This is a genomic window from Amycolatopsis mongoliensis (genome assembly GCF_030285665.1).
GTDB lineage: Bacteria > Actinomycetota > Actinomycetes > Mycobacteriales > Pseudonocardiaceae > Amycolatopsis > Amycolatopsis mongoliensis.
In genome coordinates, this window is the sequence record NZ_CP127295.1 from 10,000,712 (window position 1) to 10,015,338 (window position 14,627).

The window sequence follows — 14,627 nt, forward strand, 5'->3', positions numbered from 1 at the left end:
GTTGCTGAACCCGTTCACCGGCGTGCTACCCGATAATGCCCGCCGGCAAACGGGTTCGGCTACCGCGGCAGCAGCTGGTCGAAGAACGAACGGTAGCGGCGCAGCGCGACGCGCAGGTCCTCGGTGGCCGGTTCGCCGTGCTGCCACTGGCCTTCCAGCTCGCCCTTGTGCTCGGCGAAGGTGGTGGCCAGCGCGCTGATCACGGCGGCGACCAGCTCGTCGGCCTCGCGGACCGACTGCTGCGGGTCGTCGACGAACCCGGTCTGGATGTTCTGCCAGCGGTCCCGGAAGCCGGTGACCTTCTCCTCGTCGATCAACGGCGGCGCCTCCACGTCGCCGCCCGAAGCGGCGGGAGTGGTGCCCGGGCCGGCGTCCGTGGTCACGGAGCGCGTCGAAGCCGAGGCCAGGTCGGCGGTGCTCAGGCTCTGGCCGTCGCCGCGGTCCTCGCCGGTGCCCGGCTCGCGGAAGTCGGCCCGGTCCTGGCCGGGGCGTCCTGCGTCGGCGCCGAGGTCACCCGGCTCGCGGACCTCCTCACGCCCGGTGAAGCCGTCGTCGTGTTCGGTGCTGTGCCGGGTCAGGTGCTCGGTCATGGTCAGCGTCCTCCGTTCCACTCGGTCCGCGGCTGCGCGGACGCCTGGCGCTCGTTCTGTGCGGTCTCGTGACGGTCGTCGTCGCGGGTTTCGGCGTCGCGGGTTTCGGCGTCGCGCTGCTCGGTGCGGTCGCGGTCGTGCCCGTTGCGCTCGTGCCCGTTGCGACGCTCGTGGTGGTCGTGCCGGTCGTCGTCGGCGCCGTCGGTCAGCAGGTCCTCGAAAACGGTGCGGTAGCGCACCATCGCGTCGCGAAGGTCCTCAGTGGACACTCCGTCGCTCTTCTGCTGCGTGGTGTGCGCCGCGCGGTAGTTCTCGAGGGTCTTGGCGTGCCGCACGGAAAGATCGGCCAGCTGCTGCTCGTACCCCTCGGTGGGGTAACCGCGTTCGCCCATCAGCGCCACGAGGAGGTGGTCGGCTTCGGCGACCGCGGTGGACGGCTCGTCGACGAACTTTTCCTGCACCTGCGCCCATTCCCGGGCGTAGCGCTCCCGCGCCGACGCCGACAGCGGGCGGATGTCGAGCTCCTTGTGGCGGCGCTCCCGCTCGGCGAGTTCACGCTGCGCGGCACGCGGGTTGTCGCTCTCTTCGACCGTCCGGTCGTACTCCGGGCCGAACCGCTGCTGCAGGCGTTTTCGCTGCATCTCTTGGGACACAAGCCAAATCACGGCGCCGAGCACCGCGACGGCCACGACGACGATCACGACGATCAGCCATGTGGGCATTGCAAAAACACTCCTTCACGGATGTCGCCCCCGATGCGTCCGGTATTCCCGCTGCCGGGACTCCGAAACCCGGCGGGACGTGCTTGGCCCCGCGATTCGGCCGACCGGCGGCGCGGATACGGCCGGATGCCGAGCCGCTCATCCGGGTGTAACGACGATAACAGCAGGAGACTAGCGCTGTTACCATCACAGTGCTATCGTCGGTAACACAACGACGGAAGCGGTGATACACCCACCGCCCTGACGGAAGAAGGAAGCATGAGCACCCCCGGAACCCGCGTCGCGATCGTCACCGGCGGCTCCCGCGGCATCGGCCGCCAGGTCGCCGAGCGCCTGGCCGCCGACGGCATGGCGGTCGTCGTCAACTACGCCGGCAACGAGAAGGAGGCGCAGGCCGCTGTCGACGCCATCACCGAACGGGGCGGGCAGGCGATCGCCGTCCGCGCCGACGTGGCCGACCCGGCCGCGGTCGCGGAGCTGTTCGACACCGCGGAGGCCACGTTCGGTGGCGTCGACGTCGTCGCCCACCTGGCCGGCGTCATGAACGCGCCGACGCCGATCGCCGACATCGACTTCGAGGTCCTCGACCGGGTGCACCGCACCAACATCCGCGGCACCTTCGCGGTGGCCCAGCAGGCGGCGCGGCGGGTGCGCGAAGGCGGCGCGGTGATCACCACCTCGACATCGGTGCTCGGGCTGAACCTGCCCGGCTACGGCATCTACAACGCGACCAAGGGCGCGGTCGAGGCGATCACCATGATCCTGGCGCGCGAGCTGCGCGGCCGCGACATCACGGTCAACACCGTCGCGCCGGGCCCGACGGCGACCGCGCTGTTCCTCGACGGCAAGGACGAGGAGACGATCGACCGGATGGCCAAGCAGCCGCCGCTCGAGCGCCTCGGCCAGCCCGAGGACATCGCCGAGGTCGTCGCGTTCCTCGCCGGCCCGGCCCGCTGGGTCAACGGCCAGGTGCTGCGCGCCAACGGCGGAATCGTCTGAGCCGGCCAGGAGGACCTCCCATGTCGAAGATCATCGTCGTCACCGGCGCCTCCAGCGGGATCGGCGCCCTCTCCGCCCGGGCGCTGGCCCGCGCCGGCCACACGGTCTACGCGGGCATGCGCGACACCGGCGGCCGCAACGCACCCCAGGTCGAAGCGGCGGCGGAGTTCGCGAAAGAGCACGGCGTGGACCTGCGCACCGTCGAACTCGACGTTTCCGGCCAGGATTCGGCGGACGCGGCGATCGGCTCGATCGTCGCCGAGCAGGGCCGGCTGGACGTCGTCGTGCACAACGCCGGGCACATGGCGCTCGGCCCGGCCGAGGCGTTCACCCCGGAGCAGCTCGCCGAGCTGTACGACACCAACGCGATCGGCGCCCAGCGCGTCAACCGGGCCGCCCTGCCGCACCTGCGCGCGCAACGCGACGGGCTGCTGGTGTGGGTGTCGAGCAGCAGCGTCCGCGGCGGCACCCCGCCCTACCTCGCGCCGTACTTCGCGGCGAAAGCGGCGATGGACAGCCTCGCGGTCAGTTACGCCGCCGAGCTCGCCCGGTTCGGCATCGACACCACGATCGTGGTGCCGGGCGCGTTCACCGCGGGCACCAACCACTTCCCGCACGCCGGGCGCCCGGCCGACCAGGCCGTCGAAGCCGCCTACGAAGAGCGGTACGCCGGCCTGGGCGACCACGTCGGGCGGAAGCTGGCCGAGATCACCCCGCCCGGCGCGGACGTCGCGAAGGTGGCCGAAGAGCTGGCGCGCGTGGTCGGCCTGCCGAAGGGCGAGCGGCCGTTCCGCGTGCACATCGACCCGGCCGACGACGGCGGGTGGCTGGTCGCGGAGGTCGGCGACCGGATCCGGAGCGAGTTCCTGCGCCGGATCGACCTGGGCGACCTGCTCAGTCCGGCGGGCGGCTGAACCGCGTGACGATCACGTGGTCCTTGGCCGGGCCGCGGACCGCCCACTCCTGCCGCCAGCGCCGCGCGTCGAGCACGCGGTAGCTCCCGCGGTAGAGGTCGTCGCGGCAGGGGTGGTCCGTCTCCCAGTGGCCGGCGCGCAGGTCGAGCGCGTGGAAGAACCCGCCGTGGTCGAAGTGGACGTCGGCGCGGCCGGGGGCGGTCGGCCGGTAGTGGAGCGTGCGCGTCACCGGGCCGGTGTACGTGCCGAGCCGCATCTCGCCGGCTTCGCGGTAGACGAGGACGCCGTCCTCCTCGGTGAAGGTGGCCGTACCGGTCACCTCGCCCGCCGGATCGCCGTCGGCGGTGAGGATTTCGCGGTCGAGTCGCCACTCGCCGCCGAAATGCGCGGCGAGGTCCGGAACCGGAAAGTATTCGTCCATCACGACCAGTGTCGCACCGGTGCGGCGGCGGCACGCCGGAGAGGGCGGCCGGAAGTTGTCGGACCCCGGCTCTAGACTCGGCCGCGTGGCAGAGACCGAACTCGCGACCGTGTCCGACGCGCTGGAGACTCTCCGGCGCGTGTTCGGCTACGACAGCTTCCGCGGCGACCAGGCGGCGATCGTCGAGCACGTGATCGCCGGTGGCGACGCGCTCGTGCTGATGCCCACCGGTGGCGGGAAGTCGTTGTGCTACCAGATCCCCGCGCTGGTGCGGCCGGGGGTGGGCGTGGTGGTCTCGCCGCTGATCGCGCTGATGCAGGACCAGGTCGACGCCCTGCGCAACGCCGGGGTCCGCGCCGGTTTCCTCAACTCCACGCAGGACTACGCGGCCCGCCAGGAGGTCGAGTCGGCGTTCCTGTCGGGCGAACTCGACCTGCTCTACCTGGCGCCGGAACGGCTTTCGGTCGAGTCCACCGTGCGGCTGCTCGACCGCGGCAAGATCTCGCTGTTCGCGATCGACGAGGCGCACTGCGTCGCCCAGTGGGGCCACGACTTCCGGCCCGACTACCTCCAGCTCTCCGCGCTGCACGAGCGCTGGCCGGACGTGCCGCGGATCGCGCTGACCGCCACCGCGACCGAGGCCACGCACAAAGAGATCGCGGCCCGGCTGAACCTCGACGAGGCCCGCCACTTCGTCGCGAGCTTCGACCGGCCGAACATCCAGTACCGGATCGTCGGCAAGAACTCGCCGCAGCGGCAGCTGCTGGAGCTGCTGCGCACCGAACACCAGGGCGACGCGGGGATCGTCTACTGCCTGTCCCGGAACTCGGTCGAGAAGACCGCGGAGTTCCTGGTGCAGAACGGGATCCCGGCGGTGCCGTACCACGCGGGCCTCGACGCGCGCACCCGCGCGAAGCACCAGTCGCGATTCCTGCGCGAGGACGGCCTGATCGTGGTCGCCACGATCGCGTTCGGCATGGGCATCGACAAGCCGGACGTCCGGTTCGTCGCGCACCTCGACCTGCCGAAGTCCGTCGAGGGCTACTACCAGGAGACCGGCCGGGCGGGGCGCGACGGCCTGCCGTCCACCGCCTGGCTCGCGTACGGGCTGCAGGACGTCGTGCAGCAACGCAAGATGATCGACACGTCCGAGGGCGACGACGCGCACCGGCGCCGGCTGGGCGCGCACCTGAACGCGATGCTCGCGCTGTGCGAGACGGTGGAATGCCGGCGCGTGCAGATCCTCAACTACTTCGGGCAGAAGGCCGAGCCGTGCGGCAACTGCGACACGTGCCTGAGCCCGCCGGAGAAGTTCGACGGCACGATCCCGGCTCAGAAGCTGCTGTCGACGATCGTGCGGCTGCGCAACGAACGGCGGCAGAAGTTCGGCGCCGGGCAGGTGATCGACATCCTGCTCGGCAAGTCCACGCCGAAGGTCACGCAGTTCCAGCACGACACGCTCAAGACGTTCGGCATCGGCACCGAGCTGCGCGAGCCGGAGTGGCGCGCGGTGGTGCGACAGCTGCTGGCCCAGGGCCTGCTCGCGGTCGAAGGCGACTACGGCTCGCTCGTGCTCACCGAGGCCAGCGCCGAAGTGCTGGGCGGTGATCGCCAGGTGATGCTGCGCCGCGAGCCGGAGCGCGCGGCGGCCGCGAAGGTCCGCGGCACGCGGAAAGCCGCCCCCGCGGCGGATTTGCCCGCGGAGGCGGCTCCCCTGTTCGAACGCCTGCGTGCCTGGCGGGCCGGCGTCGCGAAGGAACAGGGCGTACCCGCGTACGTCATCTTCCACGACGCGACCCTGCGCCAGATCGCCACGCAACGGCCGTCTTCACTGGCCGACCTGGGCACGGTCAGCGGCGTCGGCGAGAACAAGCTCGCCAAGTACGGCGAGGGTGTCCTCGAGGTCCTGACCGCCGGGTGAGCTAGCGGGCGGCCGGCCCGGGTCCCGGCCGGCCGTCCGGCCCGGTCACGGAGTTGACCTTGCGGACCGCACCGGCGATCCGGTCGTGGTACTTGCCCTTGGTCCGGTCGTCGACGAACTTGGCGGCCTTGCCGACGTACTGGTTCACCTTTTCGGGGTTCTTCTTGGCGTAGGCGCGGGCCGCGCCCGCGGCCCCGGCCAACATGGTCAGTCTGCGCATCAACGGCACGGTGGTCCTCCCTCATCGGGTTCGGTCATCCTGACAACGCGGACGAACCACCCGAAGGTTCCCCGTGTGACGACCGCCAAACCTCCGAGCAGAGCGTGACGGACCGTCACCGGCCCGAAAAGGCCGAGCGGACCCCCGCAAGGCGGCCCTAGGCTCGTGATCATGCGCGACCTGGCCACCCTGCCGAAGGCCCACCTGCACGTCCACCTGGAGAGCACCATCCGGCCGGACACGCTGCGCGAGCTGGGCGAAGCCAACGGCGTCGACGTCCCGGCCGAGCCCCCGGTGTTCGACGGCTTCCGCGCCTTCGCCGACTACAACACGCTCGTCCGGGCCTGCCTCCGCCGCCCCGAAGACTTCGAGCGCGTCGCCCGCGAGTACTGCGAAGACGAAGCCGCCCAGGGCACGCGCTACGCGGAGGTCACGTTCACCGCGGCCTCGCACGGGGAGCGCCTGGGCGATCTGGAGATGCCACTCGCGTCCGTCCTCAAAGGACTCCACAGCAGCGGCGCCATCGAGTGGCGGCTGCTGCTGGACCACTCGCGACGCCGTTCGGTCGAACGCGCCGAGCGCACCCTCGACCTCGCGTCGAAGTACGACGACGTCTTCGCGATCGGCATGGCCGGCGAGGAAAACCACTCGCTCCGTCCTTTCGCGACAGTCTTCGAGAAGGCGCGCGCGGCCGGCCTCCACCTGCTGCACCACACCGGTGAGGACGCCGGTCCGGACAGCATCCGCGAGGCACTGGAAGTCGGCCGCACCGAACGGCTGGGCCACGGCATCCGCGTCCTCGACGACCCCGAGCTGGTCGCCGAGGTCCGCGAGCGGGGTCTCGCGCTGGAGGTGTGCCCGTCGTCGAACGTGACGCTCGGGCTGGTGCCGTCCCTGCCCGGGCACCCGCTCCCCCGGCTCGTCGACGCCGGGCTGACGGTCACGCTCAACACCGACGTCCCGTCCGTCACCGGCGCGAACCTGGCCGGGGAGTACGCCCGCGTCCGGGACGCTTTCGGCTACGACGACGCGGTGCTGGCGGACTTCGCGCGGGCGAGCGTCACCGCGTCCTTCGCTCCCGAAGGGACCAAGACGCGGATGCTGCGCGACATCGACGCGTGGCTCACACCGGCAGCAGGCGGGTGACCAGCGCGCCGAGCTGGTGCACCGTGCGGCACTCGTGCATCTCGACGACGTCGGCGTACTCCAGCGCCGCCGAGTCGCCGGTCGACCACAGCGACCGCCGCTCCGGGTTCAGCCAGTAGACGTGCCGGGCGCGGGCCTTGATCTCGCGGACGGCGTCGAGGTTCGGGTCGCCGCCGTTGGTGCGGGCGTCGCCGAGGATCAGCACCGACGTGCGCGGGCCGACCGCGTCGAGCCAGTTGGCCGTGAACTGGCGCAGTGAGCCGCCGTAGTCGCTGTGGCCGTCCCAGCGCACCAGCGCGGCTTCGGACAGCATGCGCGCCCCCAGGTGCTCGGGGTCGGCCGCGCCGCCGGTGACCAGGTGGGTGACCTCGTCGGCGCTGTCGACGAACGCGAACACGCGGATCTTGCTGAACTGGTCGCGCAGGGCCTGGACCAGCAGCATGGTGAAGTTCGCGAAACCCGCCACCGAGCCGGAAAGATCGCACAGCAGCACGATTTCCGGCCGACCGGGCCGCCGGTGGCGGTAGGCCGGGCGCAGCGGCACCCCGCCGGTCGAGAGGGACCGCCGCAGCGTGCGGCGCAGGTCGATCTGCCCGCGGGTGGTGCGCTTGCGGCGGGCGGCGAGGCGGGTCGCGAGCTTGCGGGACAACGGCTGGATCGTGCGCCGCAACTCGGCGAGCTGGTTCCGGCTGGCGATGAGGAAGTCGACGCGGTCGGGTGCGGGCGCGATGGCGTGCTTGGCCACGCGCTCGCGGCCGCGGACCTCGGCCGCGCGGCGGCGTGCCTCGGTGCGGACCTGGCCGCGGAAGCCTTCGACGCGGCGGCGGATCTCGTCGCGGTCGAGCCGGTCGGTGAACTCGCCGCGCGCGCCGCCGCCCCGCACCGCGGCCAGCACCCGCGCGATCAGCGTCTGCGGCTGGAGCCGCTCCAGCGTCTGGTGGGCCGAAAACCCGCCGCCGGGACCCGACGCCGAGCCGTACTGGCCGAGCATGTCCACCGCGAGCCCGGCGAGCTGCGCCAGCGCCTGCCGGTCACCGTCCGCGAGCGCGGCGGCGAGCTCCTCGCGCAGCTCCTCCAGCGTCGACGGCTGGTCTTCGCGGGCCCGTTCCGGCGTACCGATCCCCGCCGGGAAGTACAGGTCGAACGCGGCGTCGAACACCGCGCGCTGCCCACCGCGGCGCACCAGGGCCGTGGCCAGGCCCTCCCGGACGAGCGAGCGGTCGTCCATGCCGAGGACTTCCAGCGCGGCCGCGGCGTCGACGGTCTCGGCGGGTCCGGCCGGGATGCCCTGGGCCCGAAGTGCCCGCACGAACGACGCGAGCCGATCCGGCACGCCGCCGGTCACGACGCGTCCAGGACCTGTTCGAGCTTCAGGCCGGCGCCGGCCTTGGCGATGTCGTCCTGGTGCTTGAGCACGACCCCGAGGCTCTCCCGCACGACCTGCTCGTCCAGCGTCGACGCGCCGAGCGCGAGCAGCGTGCGCGCCCAGTCGATGGTCTCGGCGACCGACGGCAGCTTGCGCAGGTCCATCGCGCGCAGGGCGGCGATCACCCGGACGACGGAATCCGCGAGGGCGGCGTCGATCCCCGGCACCTTGAGCCGGACGATGTCGCGTTCCAGCTCCTCGTCCGGGAAGTCGATGTGCAGGAACAGGCACCGGCGGCGCAGGGCCTCGGACAGCTCGCGCGTCGCGTTGGAGGTCAGCACGGCGAACGGCGCGCGCGCCGCGGTGATCGTGCCCAGCTCCGGCACGGTCACCTGGAAGTCGCCGAGCACCTCCAGCAGGAGGCCCTCGACCTCCATGTCGGCCTTGTCGGTCTCGTCGATGAGCAGCACGGTCGGCTCGTCGGAGGAGATCGCGGTGAGCAGCGGGCGGCGCAACAGGAACTCCTCGCCGAAGATGTCGGTGCGGGCGTCCTCCCACGTCTCGTCGCGGCCGGCGGTGATCCGCAGCAGCTGCTTCGCGTGGTTCCACTCGTACAGCGCGCGGGCCTCGTCGATGCCCTCGTAGCACTGCAGGCGCACCAGCCGCGAGCCGCTGACCTGCGCGACGGCCTTGGCGAGCTCGGTCTTGCCGACGCCGGCGGGCCCCTCGACCAGCAGCGGCTTGCCGAGCCGGTCGGCCAGGAACACCGTGGTCGCCACGGCCGTGGACGCCAGGTAGCCGGCCTCGGCCAGTTTCGCCGACACGTCGTCGACGGAGGTGAAGAATCCGGTGCCCACCAGTGGCCTCCTAAGCGGTCGCTCACCCCGGACTCTACCGGACCGCCGAGTACGTCGAAGGGAGTTAGCATCGGCCACGTGACCTACGTTGCGGCTTCCGGCCGATACGAATCGATCCCCTACCGGCGCTGCGGGCGGTCCGGGCTCAAGCTGCCCGCGATCTCGCTCGGGCTGTGGCACAACTTCGGCCACGACAAGCCCCTGCAGACCCAGCGCGACATCACCCGGCGCGCGTTCGACCTGGGCATCACGCACTTCGACCTGGCCAACAACTACGGCCCACCCTACGGCTCGGCGGAGGAGAACTTCGGGCGGCTGCTGGCCACCGACTTCAAGCCGTACCGCGACGAGCTGGTGATCTCCACCAAGGCGGGCTACGACATGTGGCCCGGCCCGTACGGCGAGTGGGGCTCCCGCAAGTACCTGCTGTCCTCACTGGACCAGTCGCTCGGCCGCATGGGCCTGGACTACGTCGACATCTTCTACTCGCACCGGTTCGACCCCGAGACGCCGCTGGAGGAGACCGTCGGCGCGCTCGACTCCGCGGTCCGGGCCGGGAAAGCGCTTTACGTCGGGATTTCGTCGTACAACTCCGAGCGGACCGCGGAGGCGGCTCGGCTGCTGCGCGAGCTCGGCACGCCGCTGCTGATCCACCAGCCGTCGTACTCGATGCTGAACCGCTGGATCGAGGAGGACGGCCTCCTGGACACCCTCGAGGAGGTGGGCGCGGGCTGCATCGCGTTCTCCCCGCTGGCGCAGGGGCTCCTGACGGACAAGTACCTGAAGGGCGTCCCCTCGGATTCGCGGGCGGCGCAGGGCAAGTCGCTCGACCCGGGCACCCTCGACGAGAACCGGCTGGGCCGCGTCCGGGCGCTCAACGAGATCGCCGGCCGCCGCGGGCAGTCGCTGGCGCAGCTGGCCCTGGCCTGGGCGTTGCGCGACAGCCGGGTGACGTCGGTGCTGATCGGCGCGAGCAGCGTCCAGCAGCTCGAAGACAACGTCGGCGCGCTCGGCAACCTCGACTTCGGCTCCGAGGAGCTGACCGAGATCGACGGCCACGCCACCGACGCGGACATCAACCTCTGGAAGCGGTCCTCGGACGGCTGAGGACGGACGACGGCGGGACGCCCGGCGCGTCCCGCCGTGACCGCGCAAGCACGCGAAGCCCGGCTACGGCACGCTGTGGCCGGCGCAGTGCGGTGGGTGGGACGCGCGGACGGCGCTGCCCGCGCTCGGCACGGCGGCGGAGGTCCCCGCCTATCGGTCCGTTCTGGACAGGGAGGGCTACGGACGCGTCTCGGACAGCGCGATCGTCGGCGACGAGGAAACCGTCCGCTGCCAGGTGAAGTCACTGGAAGACGCGGGCGCGACCGAGTTGCTGGTGATGCCGTTCGGGTCGACGGCGGAACAGGCCCGCACCCGGCCGCACGACCGGTCTGCGAGTGGACGATCTGCGGCCGGCGCGGCGGTACGGCCCCGGAGTGCGCCCCGGCTCACCCGCCGAGGGCTGACGGCGTCCCCAGCCCCTCTTGCCCGTTCGCGGGCCCGGCTCCGTGCCGGGTCAGCCCGCGTCGGAACCGCGGGCCCGGCAGGCCTGGATCAGGTCCTCGCGGGCGCGGGCGACGCGGGAGCGGACGGTGCCGACCGGGCAGCCGCAGACATCGGCGGCCTCGGCGTAGGACAGGCCGAGGACCTGCGTCAGCACGAGGACTTCGCGCCGCTCCGGCTCCAGGCCGTCGAGCAGCAGGCCCAGCTCGACGAGCTCCTCGAAGCCGGCCGCGGGGTCGCGGGTGTGCTCGGCGGCGGCTTCCCAGTCGGTGTCCGCGATCTTGGGACGGGCGCCCGCGGCCCGGATCCGGTCGACGACGACCCGGCGCGCGATGGACAGCAGCCAGGTCCGTGACGACGAACGGCCGGCGAAGCGGTGCAGGCTGCCGAACGCGCGGAGGTAGGTCTCCTGCGTCAGGTCGTCGGCCGCGGCCGCGTCGGTGAGGTGGGCGAGGAAGCGCCAGACGTCGGCCTGCGTCGCGCGGACCCAGTCTTCGAGGGCCCGCCGATCGCCGCGGCCGGCCGCCATCGCCAAGGCCGTGACGCGCTCGTCGTCTTCACCGCGGGTCATGATCCGGAACTTAGCAGTGACGGCAAACCTCGCGATTCCGCCGTCCGGCTGGAGGGAGACTCGCGATATAGGGCGTTATACGGTCCTCAGTCGATCTGCTCGACCGCCCAGTCCGCCCACTCGCGCTGCATCGCGGAGAAGCGTTTGCCCCACTCGAGCACCAGGCGGCCGTAGAGCGACTGGTTGTCGTCGCCCCAGTCGATCGAGCCCTCCAGCTCGTCGAGCCGCTCTTCGCGCGCCCGCGCCGATTCCCCCATCGACGCGACGTAGCCGCGTGCCTGCGCCGGTGAAACCGAGCCGAGGAAGTACACGCGCAGCAAGCCGGCGCTGCGGGGCGGGCCACCCGGGTCGACGTCGACCAGCCAGTGCCGCAGCTCCTCGAGCCCGGCCTCGGTGATCTCGTACTCCTTGCGCCCGCGCGGGCCCTCGGCGAGGACGTGGATCATGCCCGCGGCCTCCAGCTTGCCGAGCTCGCCGTAGAGCTGGCTCTGCGTCGCGGGCCAGACGTTGGCCATCGCCCGCTCGAACCGCTTGAGCAGGTCGTAGCCGCTTCCGGGCTCGTCGGCCAGCATGCCGAGCACCGCGTGTCGAAGGCTCATGCCCCCAGTCTGGCATTCCACTCTTGACATGTCTAGCTAGGAGCTTCTACTTTCGACATGTCACAGTTGGAACGTCCGGGGGAGACCGGCATGAACTACCTGAAGAGCTTCCTTCCGTGGATCGCGTTCGCCGTGGTCGCGACACAGTTCGACTGGCGCTGGTCCGGCCTGACCGGGCTCGTCCTCTCGGCCGCCCTGCTCGTCCTGGCCCGCCGCGAAGGCCGCAAGGCGGACGCCCTCATCATCGAGTGGAGCGCGCTCGCCTTCTTCGCCCTGCTCACGGCCGTCGCGTTCACGTTCCCGGCGTCGCCGCTGAAGACCTACACCGGCGCGCTCACCGACGCCTGGCTGGCGCTCACGGCCTGGGGCTCGCTCGCCATCGGAAAGCCGTTCACCCTCGGCATCGCGCGGACGATGACGCCGCCGCAGCTGTGGGACAACCCGGTCTTCAAGCGCGTCAACGCGATCATCACGCTCGTGTGGGCCGCGAGCTTCACCGTCACCGGCCTCGCCGGCATCGCGCTGCTGAACTACGCCCCGCACGCGACGGCCGCGCTCATCACCCTCAAGGTCCTCGGCTTCGCCGTGCCCGTCGTCTTCACCGTCCGCTACCCGCGCATCGTCCGCGCCCGAGCCGAAAAGGCCGCCTGAGATGACCACCAGCGACTTCCACCTGAGCGGGGTCTACGCCCCGGTCCACGACGAGCTGACCGCGTTCGACCTCCCCGTCACCGGCGCCCTGCCGCCCGAGCTGACCGGCTGGTACCTGCGCAACGGCCCGAACCCGCGCGACGCCAGCAAGCACTGGTTCACCGGCGACGGCATGGTCCACGGCGTCCGGCTCGAGAACGGCCGCGCCGCCTGGTACCGCAACCGGTGGGTGCGCACCGAGAGCTTCGACGACCCGGATCTCGCGCTGTACAACGAAGACGGCTCGCGGAACCTGCACGCCAGCGTCGCGAACACGCACGTGGTGAACCACGCCGGCCGCACGCTCGCCCTCGTCGAATCCTCGCTGCCGTACGAGATCACGACCGACCTCGAAACCGTCGGCGCCTACGACTTCGGCGGCGAACTGACCGACTCGATGACCGCGCACCCGAAGATCTGCCCCACGACCGGTGAACTGCACTTCTTCGGCTTCGGCAGCATCACCGCGCCGCACGTGAGCTACTACCGCGCCGACGCCGCCGGGAAGCTCGTCGTCAAGCAACCCGTCGACGTGCCGGGCCTGACGATGATGCACGACTTCGCGCTCACCGCGGAGCACGCCGTCTTCTACGACCTGCCGGTCGTGTTCGACCGGGCGTCGGTCGGCCAGGGCATGCCCTACCGCTGGGACGCGGGCTACGGCGCCCGGCTCGGCGTGCTGCGCCGCGACCGGCCCGGAGCCGGGGTCCGCTGGCTGGAGATCGAGCCCTGCTACGTCTTCCACACGCTCAACGCGTTCGACACCCCGGACGGCCGGATCGTCGTGCACGTCCTGCGCTACGACCACCAGTGGCAGGCGGGCAACGACGACCCGCCGGCGTTCCTGTACCGGTGGACCCTCGATCCCGTCGCCGGGACGGTGACCGAGGACCGGCTCGACGACCGGCCGGGCGAGTTCCCCCGCACCGACGACCGGCTCGCCGGGTCCGACGCGCGCTTCGGGCACGTCACCGGCCACGACGTCCTGCGCCGCTACGACCTGCACGCGGGGACCAGCACCGAGCACACCTTCGGCGAAGGGCGCGTGCCCGGCGAAGCGGTGTTCGTCCCGGCGGAGCACGGCGAAGGCTGGCTGCTCACCTACGTCTACGACGCGGCGGAAGACCACAGCGACCTCGTCGTGCTCGACGCCGGGAACGTCGCCGCGGCGCCCGTGGCCACGGTCCGCCTCCCGCAGCGGGTTCCCGCGGGCTTCCACGGGAACTGGCTGCCGGACGCGTGAGCGCTCAGGCGAACTTCGTCTTCGGCCGCTCCTGCCGGACGCCGTCGACGAAGACGTCGACCTTCTCGTCGAGGAACGCCACCAGACCCGCGACGCGGGTGCTTTCCGGCAGCGGCGTCGGGTAGCTCCAGGCCAGGTCCGCGTGCCCGGCCACCGAGAAGTACTCACTGGCCCCCTTGTACGGGCAGTGCGTCACGGTGTCCGTCTTCTCCAGCAGGTCCATCCGGACGTCGACGCGGGGTAGGTAGTAGCGGGTCGGCAGGCCGGTCTCGAACAGCAGGTGCGGCCGGACGGTGTCGGCGACGGTGACGCCGTCGACCTCGATCCGCACGTGCCGCGAGCTCGGCAGGATGTCCACGCGGACGCCGGGGTCGCGCGGGTGCGTGAAGATCTGTTCGTCCTCTTCGAACCAGTCGAACGCGGCGAAGTCGAAGCGGACGTGGTCCCGGAGCTCCTCGATGGGCGAATCCGGGTATTCCAGCGCGCCGTCCACCGCCTCGGCTCGGCCAACCTTTATCGTCGACAGAACACCTTCTCCGCGGCTGGGCGAGTGCGACGTCCGGCCGGAGGGGGCGAGAACGCCGCTCACGACGTCCGCGCGCGGGAAGTAGTACGTGGGGTAGTACGGGACGACTTCCCACACCAGAAGGGGGTGCACCGTGTCCGCGACGACCTGCCCGCCGAGGAACACGCGTACCCGTTTCGCGCCTTGTGCCACGCGGACCCGGCCGCGTACCGGAGTGCTCATGCCCCGGTCAACGGGTCCCGAAGCGGGGGTATTCCGGCGAAACCGGGGCTCGGACGGCTAGCGTGGCGGGAA

The 14,627-nt window shown here is 71.5% G+C and carries 17 protein-coding genes; 7 read left to right on the plus strand and 10 right to left on the minus strand.

Annotated features, from left to right (window positions below; translation table 11 throughout):
• Window positions 1–59 precede the first annotated feature (59 nt).
• Complete coding sequence (locus QRX60_RS47895; RefSeq protein ID WP_285998105.1) at window positions 60–590, minus strand: hypothetical protein; 531 nt, start codon at window positions 588–590, stop codon at window positions 60–62.
• A 2-nt stretch (window positions 591–592) separates the two neighbouring features.
• Window positions 593–1,312, minus strand: coding sequence for a hypothetical protein (locus tag QRX60_RS47900; protein ID WP_285998106.1), 720 nt, complete (start codon window positions 1,310–1,312; stop codon window positions 593–595).
• A 258-nt stretch (window positions 1,313–1,570) separates the two neighbouring features.
• Between QRX60_RS47900 and QRX60_RS47905 the strand changes: the two genes are divergently transcribed.
• Together QRX60_RS47905 and QRX60_RS47910 are read left to right on the plus strand one after the other, a co-directional pair.
• Window positions 1,571–2,311 carry an SDR family oxidoreductase gene (locus QRX60_RS47905; protein ID WP_285998107.1) on the plus strand — a complete coding sequence of 247 codons (741 nt, stop codon included), beginning with the start codon at window positions 1,571–1,573 and terminating at the stop codon, window positions 2,309–2,311.
• 20 nt (window positions 2,312–2,331) lie between these two features.
• Window positions 2,332–3,225 carry an SDR family oxidoreductase gene (locus QRX60_RS47910; RefSeq protein WP_285998108.1) on the plus strand — a complete coding sequence of 298 codons (894 nt, stop codon included), beginning with the start codon at window positions 2,332–2,334 and terminating at the stop codon, window positions 3,223–3,225.
• On the opposite strand, the gene QRX60_RS47915 is transcribed toward QRX60_RS47910, so the two are convergent.
• The gene (locus tag QRX60_RS47915) at window positions 3,206–3,646 is read right to left on the minus strand and encodes a DUF6314 family protein (RefSeq protein ID WP_285998109.1); all 441 of its coding nucleotides are present in this window, start codon (window positions 3,644–3,646) and stop codon (window positions 3,206–3,208) included. The two genes, QRX60_RS47910 and QRX60_RS47915, sit on opposite strands and share 20 nt — an antisense overlap.
• 85 nt (window positions 3,647–3,731) lie before the next feature.
• Here QRX60_RS47915 and recQ point away from each other — a divergent pair, with 85 nt between their 5' ends.
• Window positions 3,732–5,567 carry a DNA helicase RecQ gene (gene recQ / locus QRX60_RS47920; RefSeq protein WP_285998110.1) on the plus strand — a complete coding sequence of 612 codons (1,836 nt, stop codon included), beginning with the start codon at window positions 3,732–3,734 and terminating at the stop codon, window positions 5,565–5,567.
• A gap of 1 nt (window position 5,568) precedes the next feature.
• Here the strand turns inward: recQ and QRX60_RS47925 are convergent, their stop codons facing one another.
• Complete coding sequence (locus QRX60_RS47925; RefSeq protein ID WP_408630188.1) at window positions 5,569–5,787, minus strand: antitoxin; 219 nt, start codon at window positions 5,785–5,787, stop codon at window positions 5,569–5,571.
• Between the two features lie 171 nt (window positions 5,788–5,958).
• Here QRX60_RS47925 and add point away from each other — a divergent pair, with 171 nt between their 5' ends.
• Entirely contained in the window at window positions 5,959–6,933 is a 975-nt protein-coding gene (gene add, locus QRX60_RS47930) for an adenosine deaminase (RefSeq protein WP_285998112.1), read from the plus strand.
• Here the strand turns inward: add and QRX60_RS47935 are convergent.
• Window positions 6,911–8,278, minus strand: coding sequence for a vWA domain-containing protein (locus QRX60_RS47935; RefSeq protein ID WP_285998113.1), 1,368 nt, complete (start codon window positions 8,276–8,278; stop codon window positions 6,911–6,913). The genes add and QRX60_RS47935 overlap by 23 nt on opposite strands.
• A complete protein-coding gene (locus QRX60_RS47940) occupies window positions 8,275–9,156 on the minus strand; it encodes an AAA family ATPase (protein ID WP_285998114.1) in 882 nt (293 codons plus the stop codon). The genes QRX60_RS47935 and QRX60_RS47940 overlap by 4 nt, the downstream gene beginning before the upstream one ends.
• Before the next feature lie 78 nt (window positions 9,157–9,234).
• Here QRX60_RS47940 and mgrA point away from each other — a divergent pair, with 78 nt between their 5' ends.
• Window positions 9,235–10,263: an L-glyceraldehyde 3-phosphate reductase gene (mgrA, locus tag QRX60_RS47945; protein ID WP_285998115.1), complete on the plus strand. Its 1,029-nt coding sequence runs from the start codon at window positions 9,235–9,237 to the stop codon at window positions 10,261–10,263.
• A 177-nt stretch (window positions 10,264–10,440) separates the two neighbouring features.
• Here mgrA and QRX60_RS47950 read toward each other — a convergent pair whose 3' ends face one another.
• From QRX60_RS47950 to QRX60_RS47960, 3 genes are all read right to left on the minus strand, one after another.
• On the minus strand, window positions 10,441–10,575 hold the full coding sequence (locus QRX60_RS47950; RefSeq protein ID WP_285998116.1) for a hypothetical protein: 135 nt from the start codon (window positions 10,573–10,575) through the stop codon (window positions 10,441–10,443).
• A gap of 142 nt (window positions 10,576–10,717) precedes the next feature.
• Entirely contained in the window at window positions 10,718–11,275 is a 558-nt protein-coding gene (gene sigC, locus QRX60_RS47955) for an RNA polymerase sigma factor SigC (protein ID WP_285998117.1), read from the minus strand.
• Between the two features lie 86 nt (window positions 11,276–11,361).
• A complete protein-coding gene (locus QRX60_RS47960) occupies window positions 11,362–11,874 on the minus strand; it encodes a PadR family transcriptional regulator (protein WP_285998118.1) in 513 nt (170 codons plus the stop codon).
• 57 nt (window positions 11,875–11,931) lie between these two features.
• Here QRX60_RS47960 and QRX60_RS47965 point away from each other — a divergent pair, with 57 nt between their 5' ends.
• Together QRX60_RS47965 and QRX60_RS47970 are read left to right on the plus strand one after the other, a co-directional pair.
• Window positions 11,932–12,525: a hypothetical protein gene (locus QRX60_RS47965; protein ID WP_285998119.1), complete on the plus strand. Its 594-nt coding sequence runs from the start codon at window positions 11,932–11,934 to the stop codon at window positions 12,523–12,525.
• Between the two features lies 1 nt (window position 12,526).
• Window positions 12,527–13,807 carry a carotenoid oxygenase family protein gene (locus QRX60_RS47970; protein ID WP_285998120.1) on the plus strand — a complete coding sequence of 427 codons (1,281 nt, stop codon included), beginning with the start codon at window positions 12,527–12,529 and terminating at the stop codon, window positions 13,805–13,807.
• Window positions 13,808–13,811: 4 nt separating this feature from the next.
• Here QRX60_RS47970 and QRX60_RS47975 read toward each other — a convergent pair whose 3' ends face one another.
• Window positions 13,812–14,555: a DUF427 domain-containing protein gene (locus QRX60_RS47975; protein ID WP_285998121.1), complete on the minus strand. Its 744-nt coding sequence runs from the start codon at window positions 14,553–14,555 to the stop codon at window positions 13,812–13,814.
• Window positions 14,556–14,627 lie beyond the last annotated feature (72 nt).